The following is a 17,093-nucleotide window of genomic DNA, read 5'->3' as shown; positions in this document are numbered from 1 at the left end:
GTCTCGTTCGTTCAGTCGAGCACGGCCCGGTCGGGCGAGTTGGTCGGACCCGCATCGCGGATGTCCGACCGCATTGGCGGCGGCAATCTCGTGACGCATCTCGCCGGCAAGAGCACGCAGATCTATCAGGCGCTGCATGGGGTCGGTGCCGGGATGGGGCGGATGGATTCCTACGGCTGGCGCACGCTCGCGCGGGTGCCGACGCCGCGCGATTTCGATGCCGCCATGCTTGAGGCGCACAAGAGCGGCATCACGCCGCTGATCCTGCTCGAATATGAAGGCAGCTATCAGACCCTGAACCCGCCGCAGCCGATCGGGTCCTATCAGGACTGGTTCGCCGCAGGGCAGGCGATGGCCAAGCGTTTTCGCCCCGGCGGCGACTGGGGCCGGGAAAACGGTATTCCCGACTGGGGCGCGACCGTCTTCACCGCGATCAACGAGCCGGATGTGCAGGCGTCGATTCCGCGCAAGGACTATCACGACGCGCTGGCGGGGCTCGCCGACGGCGTCCATAGCGTGGATCCCATGCTGCGCGTCGTCCCCGGCGGCTTCGCCACCTGCAACTCGCACGGCGACGCCACGCTGCGCGGCTATGGGCCTGCGATCGCCGATCTGCTCGAGGACGGCCGCCTCGACGGCGTCGATCTACATACCTACTACAATGATCGATGGTATCCGATGACCAGGGGACGGGAGTTCTCGGTGCAGACCTGCTTCGATCGGATCAAGCAGGCGATGGGCCTGAGCCGGGACGTCAACTTCTACGCGACCGAGTTCAATGTGGCGCGGGCCGGCGCATGGCAGGATGAGCACGTCGCGGCCAAACTGTTTCTCAACGCGGTCTGGGACCAGCTTGCCGTGGTCGGGAAGGATGGCCGGTCGCCAGTCTCCGTCCTGGCATTCCCGTGGAATCTCGGCGATACGCCGGATGTCGATGGCCTCGCCTATGCGATGGCTGCGAGCAACAATCCGTGGGTGCCGGAGGCGCGGAGTCTCGTCCTGAAGACGGTGCTACAGCTCGCCGGTCACATGAAGATCGTTGCGACCGACCGCCGTCTCGCGCTCTACACGTTGAGCGGACCCGACGCCGATCTGATCGTCTGGCAGAACATCGCAGGCTGGACCGACCGGCCGGGCCGGGCGGTCGAGATCGAGCTGCCTCAATGGGCACGCAGCATCGAGGTCTGGGGATGGGATGGGCTGCAGCGCCGGATCGAAGCGAGGCCCGGCCGCTTCTTCGTCGACGGGCTCAACGCCAATGAGACCTACATGTTTCGTGTACCGCGGCCGTGACGATGGCGGCGGTTGGCGATTGCCGGCTCGACCGTCGCGGCGTCCGACGGCCGACCGCGCCGATCCCGCGAAGCAATCTGTTAACGCAACGGTGAGAGCGGTCGCCGGTTCGCGTGCGACGGGACGGAGTCTTGCCGGAATTGCGATAAAGGACGTTCACTTCGGATGATGAGCCCGCACATCGAATCTCGATCGGATGACGCTGGAATGCAGCCGCTCAGAAAGACCGACGTTGCGAACGATACGCAGCCGGCACCAGCCGCCGGCGGCGTGCGTGTCCGCGAAATCAGGACAGCGGATCTGGCGGCGGTCGCGGCGCTGCTCACGCGCGGCTTTTCATTCCGCAGCGAAGCGTACTGGCTGCGCGGCCTCGATCGCCACGCGACGCGTCCAAGGCCGACTGGCTTTCCTACCTTCGGCTACTGCCTCGATCATGGCGGCGTGCCGGTCGGGGTGATCCTGCTGTTGTTCTCGGAACTTCCGGCCGACGATGGCACGACCATCGTCAGGGCGAATGTCTCGAGCTGGTATGTCGAGCCTGCGTTCCGAGCTTTCAGCTCGATGCTGGTTCGGGCAGCGACACGCGACAAGACCGTCACCTATTTCAACATCACGCCTGCGCCGCACACCTGGCCGCAGGTCGAAGCCCAGGGTTTCTCGGTCTATTGCAAGGGGCAGATCTACGCGGCGCTGGCATTGTCGCAGCCGCCAGCGAATGTGAGGGTTGGCGAGTTCGCGGAGCGCGATGCGGCAGGGCTCTCCGCATTCGAGGCCGATCTGCTGCGGCAGCACGCGGCCTGGGGCTGCCTGAGCCTCGTCGTCCATGACGGGCCGACGGCCTATCCATTCGTCTTTCAGAAGCACCGTGTGAAGAACGTTCTGCCGGTGTATCGCTTGTTGTACTGCCGTGACGTCGCGAGCCTGGTCAGGCTGGCGGGCAATATCGGACGATTTCTGCTCCGGCGCGGCGGCCTGCTGGTTCGCTTCGATGCCAACGCGCCGGTCGCAGGCCTTGCCGGCTGGTACTCGGACAAGCGCGGCCGCAAATATGCCAAGGGGCCCCATCCGCCACGCCTTGGCGACCTGGCCTTCACCGAGGCTGCGCTGTTCGATGGGTGAGCATTCATCCATTCGGGCAGGAGCGCGCCTCACCTTGGGGCCGCGCCGGGCAGGATCGCCGTCAACGCCGGTGCGCGGCTCGGGGCGTGGAATGGACGGCTGGATGCGAGGCCTGATGGTCGCGAGCTGCCTGGCGCTCTCATCGGGGCTGCCGTCGGGGGCGGCTGCCGAGGACGTCGAGGGAGCGGAGCCGGCAGATCAGCTGTCGCCGGACAGTGTCATCTCGCGCGAGGCCTGGACGCAGAAGGTGCGGCAGGCCCGCGAGCGGGCAGAGCAAGCCCGGCGGGAAGCGGCGGCGCAGCCGCGCGAAGAGGCACCCTTGCCGCCCTCACGGGAACGGCTCGCGACCGATCGCGTGCTGCGCGACGAGACGCTTCAGGCCGGGGACGTCGTCGCGACTGAAAGCGGCCTATTCCTGGTTCGCGGGAGGGCGGCGGGCGGCGAGCTGATCCTGCAGCCCCTGCCGCGGCGGCCATAGCAGCCGGGCAGGACTGGACCCGGCCGCCTTCCCCCGGAGCGCTAGCAGACCCAGATCGTGAGAGGGCCGGCAAACACGTCGTCGCTGTGCAGCATGCACGCGTCGGATGGAGTCCGAGCATCGATCTTCGTCAACGTGCGCGACGCGTCGAATGCGCGTTTCAGGCCGATCGGCGACGTCAGCAGGCCCGCGTGGGCTGACGGTACGCTGGCGAGCATCGCAGCGACGGCAACAAATGTGAGTGTGTGTTTCAGCATGATATGTCCCTCCGCGCTGCAATCTACGCGGCGGAGTTTGAGATCCCGCTGAAAATTCGCTTCAGATCGCAGCGACTTCTTGCATCGTTTGTTAAGCATCGCGGCGCTGCGCCTGAAAGCGGCAGCCCGGCCGCCGGTCATCTGCCGTGTCGCCTCTGGCCAATTGTGTTCGACGAGATGGGCGGCGCGTCCTGCGTCAACGTCAGGCGTCTCGTTCGACCTCACAGAACGCGATACGCGCAGACTTCACGGTGATGCCGGCCGCCAGCCCTGCCGGTTTGTCGATCCAGGCCGACACCTCGACCAGATTGGCCGGCCGGCGGTCGACCTTGCCGGTGAAGGAGGTCCAACTCGGCCCGGCGCCGGGTCGGGTCCTGACCGGGCCGGCGACCGTGAAACGCTCAGGCTGGTGAAAGGCGCCGCCGAAGAATGTGACCGCAAGGTCGATATCGATCTCCGTCGCGCTCGCAGGCGCGAGATCCACCGTCAGCGCCTCGGCGCCCATCACCCGGATGCGGACATGGGCCGGGAACGACGGAGCCTCGGCCCACGCCGATATCTTGATCGATACGACATCGCCGCAGCAGATCGTCATATCCGCGACCAGCGGGAACGCGAGCTGCAGGCGGGGCTTATCGGCCGACCAGACGGCTCCTGGCGCAGCCATCACGGCGGCCGCGGGTTGCGCATCGATCCGGCGGCAATCGATATAGCGCGCGTGTGCGAGCATTTCCGGCGAGGCGAGCCGGGTAAACGCGCAATGGCGCAGCACGACCTCGCTCAGAGGAGGAGCCGGCGCGCCCGAGGCCGGGACACCGGAGGGACGTTCTGCGCCGGACGCGTCCATCGCCACCTGGCCAGGGCCGCGAACGCCGTCGAACAGGATATTCCTGTGTCGGCCCTTGTAGAACCAGATCAGGTTTCGTTCGGGACGGATGCCGCGTGCCCTGACTTCACAATCAGCGATCGTTACGTTCCGGACCTCCCCGTCAGGGTAGTCACAGTGCAGGATGAAGCCATGATTGAAGCCAATCGTCGGGTCTGATGTCTCGATTGTGAGATGGCTCATTGCGAGTCCGAGCTCACCGAGCTGATAACGTTCGGGTTCACGCACCCAGTAATCGAGCACTTTGTCGACCGATCTTGCGGTCACCTCGATGTTCTCGAAGCGATGCCCTCCGCTCATGACCTCGAAGACGTTGCCGAGATCCGTTCCGGCCGCGGCGATCCTGACGTTACGCAATGCGGTCCGGCGCGAGAATTCCTGACAGTAGAACACCGGGTACCGTTCTCCGGCGCGCGCCGAGCCGGCCATGTACACGTCGATATCGTGGAAATTGGCGCGGACACATCCGGTCTCGATTTCAAAGACGGAGGCGCTGGTTCTGTCTGGACGCCAGCTGACCTCGGCAATGATGTCATGGGCTGTACTGCGCGTGAATCCGTTGAAGCAGGCCAGCGCCATCCCGCGGGTCCAGCAATTGCGGATGACGCTCTTGTAGCTGCCCTGGATGAAGAAGGGATAGCCGTCCTCGCATTCGATGCGCAGATCATGGATGCAATATCCCTGGACGACGTCCTGCGTCACATTGGCGGCCAAGAGACCTCGCCATCCATCATCGATGGCATCTTCCAACACGATGCGATTGCCTGCGACGGCGGCGACGCGATTCATCTCCACGTAGTAGGGCAGGACGTCTCCCGGCGTGACGATCGCATCCTTCGATCGGGCGATGACGATGTCGCCGGGCTTGAATTGGGCGGCGTCCGCTGCACTGGCGAATTCGAGCTCACGGTCGCCCGCTGCGATATCGCGCACTGTGAAATAGCGGTAATCGGCGTAGGAGCTTCGCCCGAATGCGGCACCCTTCGGACTTATGAATGCCGCATTGCTCCCGATGATCACAGATGCGTGTCCATCGCCGAAATAACGAACGTTGTTACGTATGGTTATGTTCTTTCCCACGCTTCCCAATCGGTACCGGCCGGCTGGGAAGTACATGCTACCCCCACCGAGCTGCCCCAGGTGGAGGCCGGCGTTTTCGATCGCCTGCCAGTCATCTGCGATGCCGTCTCCCCTGGCGCCGAAATCGCGGCGCACGTCGACGGTGACGGCCTCTGGCGCCCGTCGGTCGGTCGCGTCGGCAACGCCCGCGAGCAATGTCGCCGGACCGGCCGCGATCAGATCTCGTCTTCGCATGTGCGCACCCGGTGAGCTGTTTGGTCGCAGGATTGAGAAGGTGTCTTTGGTGCAGCGCAAAATCGAGGATCGGCAGGGGCGAGGTCAACCCCCGTCTGATCGCGAGCCACTGCCGGATTTGTTAGCGTCCGTGATCGATCGGGATTGGGCGGCGGCTTGTTTTGCTAGTAGTTTTCCCGTCGCGCAGCGGCGTGCTGCTTTGCACGCGAGTCACGCGATGTCTTCGTGGATTGGTCGCTTCAAAGCCATAACAGAATGGTTATTCATACCAGACTGTGATAGATTACCGGTTGCAACTTGTGGCCGTAGCGCGTCGTTTGTTAGCCGGATGGGTTGTAGATAGCGGGCGTCCGCCGACGATTAGGTGTTATGAAGAAGCACTCCTACCAGGAAATCATTCAAAAGCTTGCTCAGGCCGATGAAATGGTTCGTGCCGGCAAGTCCCAGGTGGAAATCTGCGAGGTGCTCGGTGTGAGCGTCATGACGTTCCATCGTTGGCGCAAGTTGCGATCGCGCGCACCCGAGCCGAAGCAGGTGGCGGCCGTCGAAGCTCCGCTCGAGCCGCTGCTGCCGACGGCAGCGCCGATGCCGTCCGTCGCCGACATGCGCCGGACACTGGACGAGCTCACGGCCGAGAACCGCCGGCTGCGGAAGATCGTCACCGATCTGCTTCTGGAAAAGGCCCGCGTCGAGGAGCAGTCCCCGGTTCGATCGGCAAACCTGGAGCACCAGAGCCACTGATCCCGGGTCCGTGGATCCTTGGTCGGTGGACACTTGATCCCTGGATCATGGGTGGACCTTAGACGCGACCTCTGGCCCGCTTTCGATCCCCGTTCCGGCCCCGCTTTGCTTAATGAAGCGTAAGGCGTCCGCAGGGATTTTGAGCCAAATTGGACGCTGGCGCCGAACGTCATCCTAATCCGTCTGGGCTAACTCTGCCGCATGAACGCGGGGAGTTCGGCGATGGGACGGAAGCTCAAAATCTATTCAGTGGCGCTGTTCGCCTTGTTGTTGGGCGTCAGCCAGAGTGTGCAGGCCGCAATGATCGGCGCGCCATTGAACCTGAGATATCAGGTCGATCGCATCAAGCTCGACGCGCCGGCGCTCCCGCCGATGGCCCACATCAAGTTCTGCATGGCGTATCCGGAGGATTGCCGGTCGAACGCCATGGTCTTCCGCGGCGGCGGGATTGACCTGACCGCCGACCGCTACGCGGAGCTGGTGAAGGTCAATGCCGAGGTCAACCGCTCCATCATTCCGACCCGCAATACCCGTGGCGTCGCGGCCGAAGAGTGGGTGGTGGGTCCCTCACGTGGCGACTGCAACGACTATGCGGTGACCAAGCGGCACGCCCTGCTGCAGCGCGGCTGGCCGGCGCGCGCGTTGCTGTTGGCCGAAGTCGTGACGAATTGGGGCGAGCATCATCTGGTGCTGGTGGTGCGGACCCGCTCGGGCGACGTCGTCGTCGACAATCTCAACGCCAATGTCCGGCCCTGGTCCAAGACCAGCTACCGGTGGGTGCGGGTGCAATCCCCGTCGAATCCGCGTTACTGGTCGAACGTCGCCGGATCGACGGTCTGAGGCGAGGGGTCATCTGTCCGCCGAACGCCGTTGTGCGAGGCCGATCCCGACAAGCAGGGCAATGACCACTTGCGGGGCTGCTCCAGTCAGGCTCGCATCCAGCAGGCTTTGCGCCATCGCGACCAGCACGACGGCAGCTGCGCAAGCTGAATAGTGGCGGTCGCGGCCGCGCCGCGCAGCACCCGCGATGAGCTTCAAGGCAAGAAACAACCCGCTGGCGAGCAAGGCCAGCAGCCCGATCGGTCCGTATTCGACATAGACCTTGACCGCAGCCGAGGGCGGCGCCTTGCCGTCGGATGATGCCGGGCCGTACAGCTCGGCAAGTGCCGCGAAGGTGCCGCCACCGCTGCCGAGCAGCGGCGTATCGGACAACATCCGCTGCGCGGCAGGCGCCGCGATGGTGCGGTCGAGCCGGGCGGCCGCGATCAATGCAGAGCTCACGTCGTCTCGCCCCGGTCCGAATACGAGCGCAATGGCCGGCAAGGCCACGAGCGCGGTGATCGCAAGGGCGGTACGGGTGCCGAAGGGCGGCAGCGGCAGGCGCGCTGTGAGCAGGCAGATGGCGGCGCCGACGGCTGCCGTGATCAGTCCTGCCGGATCCGGAGCGCGCCCCAGCGCCAGCAGGCCCGTGGCTGCCGTGAGCACGGCCAATGCGAGATCGATCCTGGGGCGCCAGCGGGAGGTGCTTGCACGGTCTCTGTGGCGCGTCGCCGCTGCACCCAGCCCGGCTGCGACGATCAGGCAGAGGCTGCCGACGAGGGTCGGAAGGGCGCCGGGGTCGGCCTCCAGCAGCTTGAGCCTGCCGTCGGCGACGAGCAGTGCCGCCATGGCGACGGTCGACAGGCATGTCGCGCGATAAAGCTGGGCGGCCTGCATCCTGTCTCCAGCTGCGAGCGCTGTGGTGGCGGCGAGCGCAAGCAGGGCGATCGCGTTCGCCAGGCCCGCCAGGGTCAAGCTGGGATCGAGGCTGATGGGACGGCCGAGCACGGTCTGCAGCGCCTCGGATGTCTGCTCCCAGATTGGGGACGCCAGGCCCGATGGCGCCCAGGGGAGCAGCTGTAGGACCGGGATCGCGACCAGAACGATGCCGCCCGGCAGGGCTGGTCGACAGCTGCTCCAGCTTCGCTTCAGGGAAGACGTGTTGGCGAACAGCAGGCTGACCAGGCCGAGCGCGGCGACCGCTGCGGCGAAGCACCAGCTGACAAGGCCGTCGAACAGCAGGGCGGGCGCGGCGAGCGCGAGAACAATGAGCGCTCCATGAGTGCCGATCACGTCAATCCGTCTTCTCGTGGTGCTGACAATCCGCAGGCATCAACAGGGCACATCCCGCGCGGCCGTTGTAGTCCTGGTTTGGCGCAGGCCCAACCACGGTCGCCATCCGCAGCCGTTCCGGCGACTTTGCAGAACAAATTTCCGGAGGGGTTTTTCTATCGTTAACAAAGAGTTAGGGCGTCTGTGGTGATTCTGCAACGTTTTATCTGTTAATAACAATCGGGCGGCCCGCTGCAGCCGCGATGCCTGTTCAGCCGTGACCGGGCATGTTAACGCTATCGTGTTTTTGGGGGTTTGATGGCCATTCTGGGGCTGATGCGTTGGGGATTTGTCGCGACCGTGGCATCTTTGTCTGCGGCCTGCAGCCTCATGCCGGCCAGCGGCCCCAACCAGGACGCCGTTCGCTCATCGGAAGCCGGCAGCGAGCAGAGCCTGCCTTACGCGCTGGTCAAGGTCACGCCGGACGTCGAGCGTGTCCTTGCATCCTTTGCGCCGCGGCTGACCGACTCCGCCACGCAGGCTTTCAAGCGGCCTCCGACCGAAATCCGCTTCGGCATCGGCGATGTCGTCAGCGTCACGATCTTCGAGGCCGCGGCCGGTGGTCTCTTCATTCCGATCGAAGCGGGCGTTCGTCCGGGCAACTACGTCACGATCCCCAACCAGAACGTCGACAACAACGGCTTCATCTCGGTGCCCTATGCCGGTGCGATCCGCGCCAAGGGCCGGACCCCGGCTGAAGTGCAGCAGGCCATCGTCGACGCGCTCAAGAACCGGGCGATCGAACCGCAGGCCGTCGTGACCCTGATCGAGCAGAGAACGTCGCTGATCAGTGTTCTGGGCGAGGTCAATGCGCCGTCTCGCTTTCCGGCAAACGCGGCTGGCGAGCGCATGCTCGACGCGATCACCCGCGCCGGCGGACCCAAGGGGCAGGGCTTCGATACCTGGGTCATGCTCGAGCGTGAAGGCCGCCGGACGACGATCCCGTTTGGCCAGATCGTCTACGAACCGACGAACAACGTCTATATTCAGCCGAACGATACCATCTACGTCTATCGCGAGCCGCAGACATTTGTCGCGTTCGGCGCATCCGGCGCGCAGGGCCAGTTCAACTTCGAGGCCTGGCGCATCTCGCTGGCGGAAGGCGTCGCCAAGGCGGGTGGCCTGAACGACTCGGCGGCCGACCCGGCGGCCGTCTTCCTGTATCGCGGCGAAAGCCGTGAAGTCGCTGAGCAGCTCGGGGTCGACACCCATCGTTTCCCCGGCCCGGTCGTTCCCGTGATCTACAACGTGAATTTCCGCGATCCCAGCGGCTACTTCATGGCGACCAAGTTCCAGGTCCGCAACAAGGATGTCGTGTACATCTCGAATTCGCAGTCGGTCGAATCCGCCAAGATCATGCAGTACATCAGGCTCGTGAGCGCGACCGTGAACGATCCGATCGTGGCCGCCACCAACGGGGTGACCTTGCGGACGGCGATCAAGACGTCGCCCTGATCCGTGCGCGGGCGGGACCATGTCCGCCGCGGACACATCTCCGAGCGTGAGGCCGTCCAAGGGATCTGCCCCGCTTTGGCGTGACGACAATCGGCTGGCCGGTTGGCTGCTCGCAGGCATTGTGGCGGTCGCGCCTCTCCCTTACGCCGCAACGGATCCGACCGCTCTTGCGGCTCTGGTCGGGCTGCTTGGCGTCGCGCTGTTGTGCTGCCGCCCGAGCCTGCGGACGCGTAGCGATTGGATTCTGGTCACGCTCGCTCTGCTGATCATCGGCCTTTATGCCCTCGTCCTGCACGAGCAGCTCAGTTCGGCCCCGTGGCTTCCCGTTTCGCCGGATGCAGTCTGGAAACGGATGTCCGGGCTGATCGGCGCCGACCCGACAGCGCCGCTGGCCCTGGTCCGGGATCAGCCGTTGTTCGCGCTGGGCGCGCCGCTTGCCTGCCTCGGCGTATTGGCTTGCGCCTTCTTCGTCGCAAGCGCCCCGGCGCACGCAGAGATCCTGCTCAAGACGGTGGCGTGGTCCGGCCTCGCCTATGCCGTCTACGGCATCGCCGCCTATCTCATTGACCCGTCGGTGGTGCTGCTGCGTGACAAGGTGCTGGATCGCAACGTCCTGAATGCGACGTTTCCGAACCGCAATACGGCTGCCTTGTATTTCGGCTGCTGCATGGTCGTCTGGGAGCTGATCATGCTCCGGCGGCTGGTCGCGCGCGACGGCTTCCGTCATGGCTGGTCGTCGCTGCGGGCCGTGACCTGGGACCGCAGGCTCCTCGTCCCCGGCGCCGCATCGTTGATCTGCATGACCTGCGTCATGTTGACGGGATCGCGGGCGGGCCTCGTGGTCTCCCTGGCGGGAGGCGTCGGCGCAGCGTCTCTTGTGCTGCGCCGCCAGCTTCCGTCGTGGCGGCGGCTACTATGGGCGCTCCCTCCCGCGCTCGCCGTCATGACTGCTGCGCTCGCGGTGCTCGGCGGTCAGGTCACCGGGCGTCTCGGGGCTCATGGCCTCGAAGGCGGCGGTCGCTGGGAAACCTACGTCTCGACGTGGCGAATGATCCGGGATCACCCGCTGATCGGGTCCGGTCTCGGCTCGTTTCGTTACATCTTTCCGCGGTACCGCAGTGCGGATGCCTCGATCTGGGGGATCTGGGACCGCGCCCACAGTACGCCCCTTGAGCTGGCCGCGGAGCTCGGGGTGCCCCTTGCTCTCGTGGTCTGTCTTGGCTGGGCCGTGGTCCTGGCCTTCCTGGTGAAGGGAGCTCTCCAGCGCCGCAATGGGGCGATCTTCCCGATCGCCGGCCTGGTCTGCGGCACGATGGCGATCGTGCACTCGCTGGTGGACTTTTCCCTTCAGATTCCTGGTCTTGCCATTCCAGTTCTGAGCCTGGTCGGGGTCGGATTGGCACAACGCCATCGCGCCGAGGGCCGGCCGCGTCGGGGCCGCGCGACATAAAGGTTAATTTCTGGTGACGAGTGTCATAGGTCCGCGCGGCTTCGTGCGCCTTTGCCTGTGTGGGTCACCCGTGATATGAAACGGTAAGTTATAGATATGTTAGGTTTTGTGAAGGAGGCGAGCGTTGAGCAATTTGAGATCCTCGATCATTGCAGCCACGTCCCTGGTGCTCGCCTCGGCTGCGTTCACCGGCACGTTGATCCCCGCTTCCGTGATGGCCCAGCAGCAGAGCCTGTCTCAGCGCTTTCTCGCCAATCCGGGGCAGGTTCTGCAGCAATATCCGGACGGCGGCACCGCCCTGGTGTCCCTGCTTCGCGAAGTCGCGATCGCGGATCCGAACAGTCTGAATGTGATCCTCGGTCTCGTGCCCAACGCTAACAAATCGCAGAAGACGGCGATCGGCAACGCGCTCGGACAGGCGGCGAAGGTGGTCGTGAAGACCAATCAGGCCTACGCCAACCAGATCCTGCAGGCGATCGCCGAAACCAAGGATCAGGACGTCTTCGTGGCCTATTCCGGCGGCGCCAACGATCAGGGCACGGCGGCGACCGGCGGTGGCGGAGGCGCGGGCGCCGGTGGCGCCGTCGGCGGTCAGACCAACGCGCTGGGTGGCACACCGACCAGCACCGGCTCGGCGCAGGCGATCGGGGGCGGCAGCACGCCGACCGGCAATTTCACCTACAGCCCGTCGACGACCGGGACCGGTACATCCAATGGGTCCGTCTCGACGACCACATTTACGATTTCCACGACGACGTCCCCGTAAGCTGCCCCGCATTTGCTCTTGCAACGATAACTCAGCGAGTGCGGCAGGCCGCCGCACGGGACGATCAGCCCGCGGCCGACGAATTGCGAGTTCGCGATGAACGTTCTTCCTAATCTCGATCGCGTCGTCCCGGTTGCGCGCGCCGCAGCCGAGCAGGTTGCTTCATCGGCAGAGATGCTGGCGAGCCTGAGCGGCTTCGTCCATCGGCAATACCGGTTCATCCTGGCCGTGATCGCGATCAGCCTCTGCCTGGGCGTCGGCTATTTCGTGGCGACGCCTTCGACCTACACGGCAACGGCCAGCCTGATCATCGACAGCCGCAAGAACCAGCTGTTCCAGCAGCAGTCCGTGCTCGGCGACATTCCGATCGACAGTGCGTCGGTCGAAAGCCAGGTTCAGATCATCAAGTCCGAAACCATCGCGTCGGCGGTCATCAGGGACCTGCATCTGACGGAAGACCCGGAGTTCGCGGGATCACCCGGCTTGATCGCCACGGTGTCCGGATGGATCGGCGAGCTGTTCGGGAGCGATCGCAGTCGCTCCGAGTTCGACAGGCTGCGCCGCACGACCGAGAGCTTCGCCAATCGTCTGACCGTGCGTCGTGTCGGCCTGACCTATATCATCGAGATCGGCTTCCGGTCCTTGTCGCCCGACCGCGCCGCCCAGATCGCCAACGCCGCCTCCGACGCCTATGTCGTCGACCAGCTGGATGCCAAGTACAAGGCGACGAAACGCGCCTCGTCATGGCTTCAGGACCGCATCAAGGAACTACAGGAGCAGGCGTCGGCGGCCGAACGAGCCGTCGTCACGTTCAAGGCGCAGAACAACATCGTCGAATCCGGCGGCCGCCTGATGAACGAGCAGCAGCTGGCGGAGCTGAACAGCCAGCTCGTGGTCGCCAAGGCGCAGTTCGCTGAAGCCAAGGCGCGTTTCGATCGGATCCAGACGGTCATCCTTGCGGACAATCCCGATTCGACCGTCGACGGCACGGTCACCGATACGCTGAACAATCAGGTGGTCAGCAAGCTTCGATCGCAGTATCTCGATCTGGCAACCCGCGAAGCGGACTGGTCGGCGCGGTACGGTCGCAATCATCTGGCCGCCGTGAACCTGCGCAACCAGATGCAGGGCATTCGCAGCTCGATCATGGACGAGCTGCGACGCCTGGCGGAGTCCTACAAGAGCGATCTCGAGATCGCGACGCAACGGGCAGCCAGCACCGAAAAGCAGGTCGAACAGGCGGTATCAGCCTCGCGGACGACCAACGAGGCGCAGGTCGCATTGCGCGATCTCGAGAGCAAGTCCCAGAGCTATCGGGCGCTCCACGACAACTTCCTTCAGCGCTACATGGAATCGGTGCAGCAGCAATCGTTCCCGATCACGGAGGCGCGCGTCATCACCCAGGCGGCGCGGCCGCTCAAGCCGAGCGCGCCGCGGCTAAGCTTGGTGTTGTCCATCGCCGGCGCCACGGGTCTGTTGTTTGGCTTCGGGCTCGCGCGTCTGCGGGATCTCTCCGATCGTGTTTTCCGGACCACGGATGAGGTGGAGACGCAGCTGCAGGCCCATTGCATCGCCATCCTGCCGCGGATCGAACCCCAGCCGGGCTTGCCTGTTCCGTCCATCGCCCAGCGCACACCGAGACAGGTGGTTCCGGATGGCGGACTGTACTGGCACGTGGTCCACAATCCGTTCTCGAGCTTCACCGAATCGGTCCGCGCGATCAAGGTCGCGGCCGATATCGCTGCTCGAAACGGCGCCGGACGCGTGATCGGCTTCACCTCGTCGCTTCCCAACGAGGGCAAGTCGACGGTGGCGGCCGCATTCGCCGAGCTCCTGGCGCAGAGCGGCGCGCGGACGATTCTGATCGATGGCGACCTGCGCAATCCGTCGCTGACGCGCGGGCTGATGCCATCAGCGGAATTCGGCGTTCTCGAGGTGCTCGCGGGCAAGCGCGACCTGGGGCAGGTGCTGTGGCGGGAGCCCGAGACGGGGCTCGACGTCCTGCCTGCCGTGATCCCCTCACGCCATGCCCAGACCAGTGAGGTCCTGGCGTCGTCTGCGATGCGCAATCTGGTCGATGATCTGCGCAAGCGGTACGACTACATCGTCGTCGATCTCTCGCCTCTGGCCCCGGTCGTCGATGTCCGTACCACGACGAAACTGATCGACTCCTATGTCTTCGTGGTCGAATGGGGGCGCACCAAGACCGACGTCGTGCAGCACGCGATGAATTCAGCGCGCCATCTGCGCGAGCAGCTTCTCGGGGTCGTGCTCAACAAGGCCGAGCTCAGCATGATGTCGAGATACGGCTATGGCGGCTATTACCGGAACGACTACTATCACCGTTATGGATATTCCGAGTAGATGACGGCTTCCGGCCTCGTTCGCGCCGGCCCGATCTCTCTGGCTGGTGTTCTCCTGGTCTGGACCGCGATCGCGCTGCCGGCGTTCTGGCGATCCGCCGATGCCGAGCGGATCGCGGCGCAGATCGTGGGCGGACGCAGCTTCCAGCTCGATGCGGTCAGACAGGCCTTGGTGGAGGAGGGTGGCCAAACCTCCGCCGGTCGTTGTCAGCCGGCGGCGCGCCGCGCGGCGGCCATCCTGCGCCTTTACCTTTTCGAGGACGCCGCCTCCGCGCCGCGCCGCGATGAGGCGGATCGGTCGCTGGCTGAGCTCCGCACCGGGCTGCGATCAGCGCTTCGCTGCATTCCGACCGACGCCTATCTGTGGCTGGTCCTGTTCTCGATGGAGAGCCGCAGCGGCATTCGGCCGGAGCATCTCGACTATCTCGGAATGTCCTATGCGAATGCGCCGAATGAGGGTTGGATCGCGCTGAAGCGCAACCCGGTTGCGCTCGGCAGCTTCACGATGCTGAATGATGACCTCGCGCGGCTTGCAGTCAACGAGTTCGCGCAGATCGTGCAGAACGGGCTCTATGACGACGCGGCGGCGATCTACGCAGCAGTGGGACCCGAGGCCCGGATTGCCGTGCTTGTACGGCTGATCGAGGTGCCTCTGTCGCATCGCGAGCGGCTGTCGAGGGCGTTGGACGCCGTACTGCCCGGCGTGCCCATTCCTGGCGTGGATCGGAGCGACGATCAGCCATGGAAGCGCTAGGAGATTCGCGGGCGACCACGGTCCTGGCCGTCGCCCATCAGTTCGCGCTCGGCTTCGGGGGCGTCCCGGAGAGCATCCTGCTGCTGGCCCGCGAGCTTCGTGCGCGCGGACTCGCGATGGACGTCCTGAGCAAGGATGGCCTCGTCCACGACGCCGGGCGCCTGCCGTCGCTGCCGCCGCGAGGCAATCGCCTCTCGCTCGGCCAACTCGTCGATCTCGAGCTGACGCGCTATCGCGCGATCTTCGTGGCGGGAGCCTGGAATCCCATGGCGCTGCTGGTCGCCTCGCGCGCGCGGAGCCGTGGCATCCGGATCGTCTACAGTCCGAAGGGAAATCTCGCCCGCGCGGAATTCAGACGGCTTCGCGATCTCAAGAAGTTCCCATATCTGGCGACGGCAGAGCTGGCGCTCATGGCGCTGAGCGACCGGATCATCTACTCGTCCGTTCTCGAACGGCGGAATTCGCTGCTCTCATCGCTGTTTGCCGCCAAATCGAACGTCATTCCAGAACCGTTCCTGGGGCCTGAGCTCACCGGCGCCCGGTCACCCGGCGGCAAGACCGTCCGTTTCGGCTTCATGGCCGAGATTGCGCCGAGAAAAGGCCTGGCAGAGTTGGTCGAGGCCTTTGTGACCTGGCTTCAGCTGGAGCGCCCCGACGCGGAGCTTCACATTGCCGGGGAACCGAGACCTGCCTCGGAGCGGTATCTGGAGGGTATTCGCAGGATCGGCGAGGCGGACACACAGCGGGGGCATATCGTCTGGCGAGGCCCGCTGCGCGCAGACGCGCGCGACCGCTTCTATGACGAGATCGACTTCTTCGTGTGTCCGACGCGCTTCGAATCGTTCGGTTTAACGCCGCTGGAGGCGTTATGGCATGGCACACCTGTTATGGTTACCAATAACCTTGGAGTGTTAGAGTTTATATCGGACCCGAATTTTATGTTAAGCTTGGCGACTGGGAGCCCGGCAGACATCCTGACCGGGCTGAGGCTGGCAATGAGGGGCCGGGATGCGTATGTTACCGCAGCGGGTGGATGGCGATCTCGCCCCTGTCCGCGCCTTTCGGGGTGCGAACTCGCCGCAGCCTTTGCCCAAGAATTCGATTGCGGACCGCTCCCACCGGTCGGCTAGTTCGGTCGTCGAGGCCTTCGCGGAACCGACGACGGTGGCCGTCGTCATCGTCAATTTCTTCAAGGCCGAGCGGCTGCTGGATTGCGTGCGCAGCCTGGCGCGCCAGGGTGGCGCGCATCGAACGGCAGTCGTGGTCGTCGAGAATTCGGCCGACGCGGAGGAGCACCGGCAGCTCGCGGCCGGAGCCGACGAGCACCAGTTCCTGCTGGTCGATCCCCAGCTCAATCTCGGCTACACCAAGGGATGCAATCTCGGTATTCGCGCGCTGCCACGAACGGATTTCGTCGTTCTTTGCAATCCCGACATCATTTGGGATGAGCCGGGAAGCCTCGACCGACTGATTTCGATTGCTGCATCCGATCCGTCCATCGGTGTGCTTGCCCCGCTCCAGGTGAGCGACGATGGTGCCCTGGTCGAGACGGCACGAAAGTTTCCGACACTGCTGCACCAGTTGATGCGCCGCCTCTGGCCGCAGCGTGGCAGCGAGATCCACCTGATTGATCCCCTCGCCAAGGGCAACGCGGACCTCGTCGATGTCGACTGGCTGCAATCGTCCTGCGTCCTGATTCGCCGCTCGCTCTGGGAGCAGCTGGGCGGTCTGGATCAGCGCTACTTCCTGTTCATGTCCGACGTCGAGTTGGGACTGGCGACGTGGAGCGCGGGGATGCGCGTCTGTCTGACGTCGTCGGTCCGCGTCAGGGCCGACGGAAAGCGGGCGAGCTCGGGCGGCTTTGGCGCGCTGTTGACCAGCCGAACCCAGCGGAGCCATCTGATCGATGCGGTCCGCTATTATCTTGCCAACGGCTTCCGCGCCGGTCGCAGGCCGTCGCCGCGTGTCCGGCGCTTGCAGCAGTCCCTTTCTCCGTCCGAGTGACAGAGGGGCGGGCATCCCCTTCTCGCAACCGACCTCCGCGACGAATGCTCTCGCCAGCAAAG

General features: G+C 64.8%; 15 protein-coding genes. 12 read left to right on the top strand and 3 right to left on the bottom strand.

Annotated elements, in window-relative coordinates; genetic code table 11:
* Positions 1–60: 60 nt before the first annotated feature.
* From LQG66_RS21300 to LQG66_RS21290, 3 genes are all read left to right on the top strand, one after another.
* Positions 61–1,293 carry a hypothetical protein gene (locus LQG66_RS21300; protein ID WP_231317643.1) on the top strand — a complete coding sequence of 411 codons (1,233 nt, stop codon included), beginning with the start codon at positions 61–63 and terminating at the stop codon, positions 1,291–1,293.
* Positions 1,294–1,500: 207 nt separating this feature from the next.
* The gene (locus LQG66_RS21295) at positions 1,501–2,412 is read left to right on the top strand and encodes an acyl-CoA acyltransferase (protein ID WP_231317642.1); all 912 of its coding nucleotides are present in this window, start codon (positions 1,501–1,503) and stop codon (positions 2,410–2,412) included.
* Between the two features lie 91 nt (positions 2,413–2,503).
* Positions 2,504–2,890, top strand: a complete 387-nt coding sequence (locus tag LQG66_RS21290; RefSeq protein ID WP_231317641.1) for a hypothetical protein — start codon at positions 2,504–2,506, stop codon at positions 2,888–2,890.
* Positions 2,891–2,931: 41 nt separating this feature from the next.
* Here the strand turns inward: LQG66_RS21290 and LQG66_RS21285 are convergent, their stop codons facing one another.
* Both LQG66_RS21285 and LQG66_RS21280 read right to left on the bottom strand, forming a co-directional pair.
* Complete coding sequence (locus LQG66_RS21285) at positions 2,932–3,288, bottom strand: hypothetical protein (protein ID WP_231317640.1); 357 nt, start codon at positions 3,286–3,288, stop codon at positions 2,932–2,934.
* Positions 3,289–3,349: 61 nt separating this feature from the next.
* Entirely contained in the window at positions 3,350–5,347 is a 1,998-nt protein-coding gene (locus LQG66_RS21280) for a glycosyl hydrolase family 28-related protein (RefSeq protein ID WP_231317639.1), read from the bottom strand.
* Between the two features lie 369 nt (positions 5,348–5,716).
* On the opposite strand from LQG66_RS21280, the gene LQG66_RS21275 reads away from it, so the two are divergent.
* Both LQG66_RS21275 and LQG66_RS21270 read left to right on the top strand, forming a co-directional pair.
* Positions 5,717–6,088 carry a helix-turn-helix domain-containing protein gene (locus LQG66_RS21275; protein ID WP_231317638.1) on the top strand — a complete coding sequence of 124 codons (372 nt, stop codon included), beginning with the start codon at positions 5,717–5,719 and terminating at the stop codon, positions 6,086–6,088.
* 222 nt (positions 6,089–6,310) lie between these two features.
* Positions 6,311–6,928 (top strand): transglutaminase-like cysteine peptidase, encoded by a 618-nt coding sequence (locus LQG66_RS21270; RefSeq protein WP_231317637.1) that lies wholly within the window; start codon positions 6,311–6,313, stop codon positions 6,926–6,928.
* A 9-nt stretch (positions 6,929–6,937) separates the two neighbouring features.
* Here the strand turns inward: LQG66_RS21270 and LQG66_RS21265 are convergent, their stop codons facing one another.
* The gene (locus LQG66_RS21265) at positions 6,938–8,200 is read right to left on the bottom strand and encodes a hypothetical protein (RefSeq protein ID WP_231317636.1); all 1,263 of its coding nucleotides are present in this window, start codon (positions 8,198–8,200) and stop codon (positions 6,938–6,940) included.
* Positions 8,201–8,539: 339 nt separating this feature from the next.
* On the opposite strand from LQG66_RS21265, the gene LQG66_RS21260 reads away from it, so the two are divergent.
* The 7 genes from LQG66_RS21260 (at position 8,540) to LQG66_RS21230 (ending at position 17,031) form a co-directional block, all read left to right on the top strand.
* Entirely contained in the window at positions 8,540–9,694 is a 1,155-nt protein-coding gene (locus LQG66_RS21260) for a polysaccharide biosynthesis/export family protein (RefSeq protein WP_486598882.1), read from the top strand.
* Between the two features lie 352 nt (positions 9,695–10,046).
* On the top strand, positions 10,047–11,144 hold the full coding sequence (locus LQG66_RS21255; RefSeq protein WP_231317634.1) for an O-antigen ligase family protein: 1,098 nt from the start codon (positions 10,047–10,049) through the stop codon (positions 11,142–11,144).
* A 124-nt stretch (positions 11,145–11,268) separates the two neighbouring features.
* Entirely contained in the window at positions 11,269–11,910 is a 642-nt protein-coding gene (locus LQG66_RS21250; RefSeq protein WP_231317633.1) for a hypothetical protein, read from the top strand.
* A 96-nt stretch (positions 11,911–12,006) separates the two neighbouring features.
* Positions 12,007–14,274 carry a polysaccharide biosynthesis tyrosine autokinase gene (locus LQG66_RS21245; RefSeq protein ID WP_231317632.1) on the top strand — a complete coding sequence of 756 codons (2,268 nt, stop codon included), beginning with the start codon at positions 12,007–12,009 and terminating at the stop codon, positions 14,272–14,274.
* Positions 14,275–15,027, top strand: a complete 753-nt coding sequence (locus tag LQG66_RS21240; protein WP_231317631.1) for a hypothetical protein — start codon at positions 14,275–14,277, stop codon at positions 15,025–15,027. It abuts the gene before it with no gap.
* Positions 15,015–16,157, top strand: coding sequence for a glycosyltransferase family 4 protein (locus tag LQG66_RS21235; RefSeq protein WP_231317630.1), 1,143 nt, complete (start codon positions 15,015–15,017; stop codon positions 16,155–16,157). Before LQG66_RS21240 ends, LQG66_RS21235 begins: the two co-directional genes overlap by 13 nt.
* A gap of 34 nt (positions 16,158–16,191) precedes the next feature.
* Positions 16,192–17,031 carry a glycosyltransferase gene (locus tag LQG66_RS21230; RefSeq protein ID WP_231317629.1) on the top strand — a complete coding sequence of 280 codons (840 nt, stop codon included), beginning with the start codon at positions 16,192–16,194 and terminating at the stop codon, positions 17,029–17,031.
* Positions 17,032–17,093 lie beyond the last annotated feature (62 nt).

Source organism: Bradyrhizobium ontarionense (assembly GCF_021088345.1).
Classification (GTDB): Bacteria; Pseudomonadota; Alphaproteobacteria; order Rhizobiales; family Xanthobacteraceae; genus Bradyrhizobium; species Bradyrhizobium ontarionense.
The sequence above is the reverse complement of the archived record's forward strand: the minus strand, read 5'-3'. Positions and strand labels throughout refer to the sequence as shown.

What these genes read in the sequence shown, in the direction of transcription:
- LQG66_RS21245 (WP_231317632.1), top strand. Translation starts at nt 12,007, where the DNA reads ATGAACGTTCTTCCTAATCTCGATCGCGTCGTCCCGGTTGCGCGCGCC.
- LQG66_RS21255 (WP_231317634.1), top strand. Translation starts at nt 10,047, where the DNA reads ATGTCCGGGCTGATCGGCGCCGACCCGACAGCGCCGCTGGCCCTGGTC.
- LQG66_RS21280 (WP_231317639.1), bottom strand. Translation starts at nt 5,347, where the DNA reads ATGCGAAGACGAGATCTGATCGCGGCCGGTCCGGCGACATTGCTCGCG.
- LQG66_RS21275 (WP_231317638.1), top strand. Translation starts at nt 5,717, where the DNA reads ATGAAGAAGCACTCCTACCAGGAAATCATTCAAAAGCTTGCTCAGGCC.
- LQG66_RS21235 (WP_231317630.1), top strand. Translation starts at nt 15,015, where the DNA reads ATGGAAGCGCTAGGAGATTCGCGGGCGACCACGGTCCTGGCCGTCGCC.
- LQG66_RS21290 (WP_231317641.1), top strand. Translation starts at nt 2,504, where the DNA reads ATGGACGGCTGGATGCGAGGCCTGATGGTCGCGAGCTGCCTGGCGCTC.
- LQG66_RS21285 (WP_231317640.1), bottom strand. Translation starts at nt 3,288, where the DNA reads ATGACCGGCGGCCGGGCTGCCGCTTTCAGGCGCAGCGCCGCGATGCTT.
- LQG66_RS21270 (WP_231317637.1), top strand. Translation starts at nt 6,311, where the DNA reads ATGGGACGGAAGCTCAAAATCTATTCAGTGGCGCTGTTCGCCTTGTTG.
- LQG66_RS21300 (WP_231317643.1), top strand. Translation starts at nt 61, where the DNA reads ATGTCCGACCGCATTGGCGGCGGCAATCTCGTGACGCATCTCGCCGGC.
- LQG66_RS21295 (WP_231317642.1), top strand. Translation starts at nt 1,501, where the DNA reads ATGCAGCCGCTCAGAAAGACCGACGTTGCGAACGATACGCAGCCGGCA.
- LQG66_RS21240 (WP_231317631.1), top strand. Translation starts at nt 14,275, where the DNA reads ATGACGGCTTCCGGCCTCGTTCGCGCCGGCCCGATCTCTCTGGCTGGT.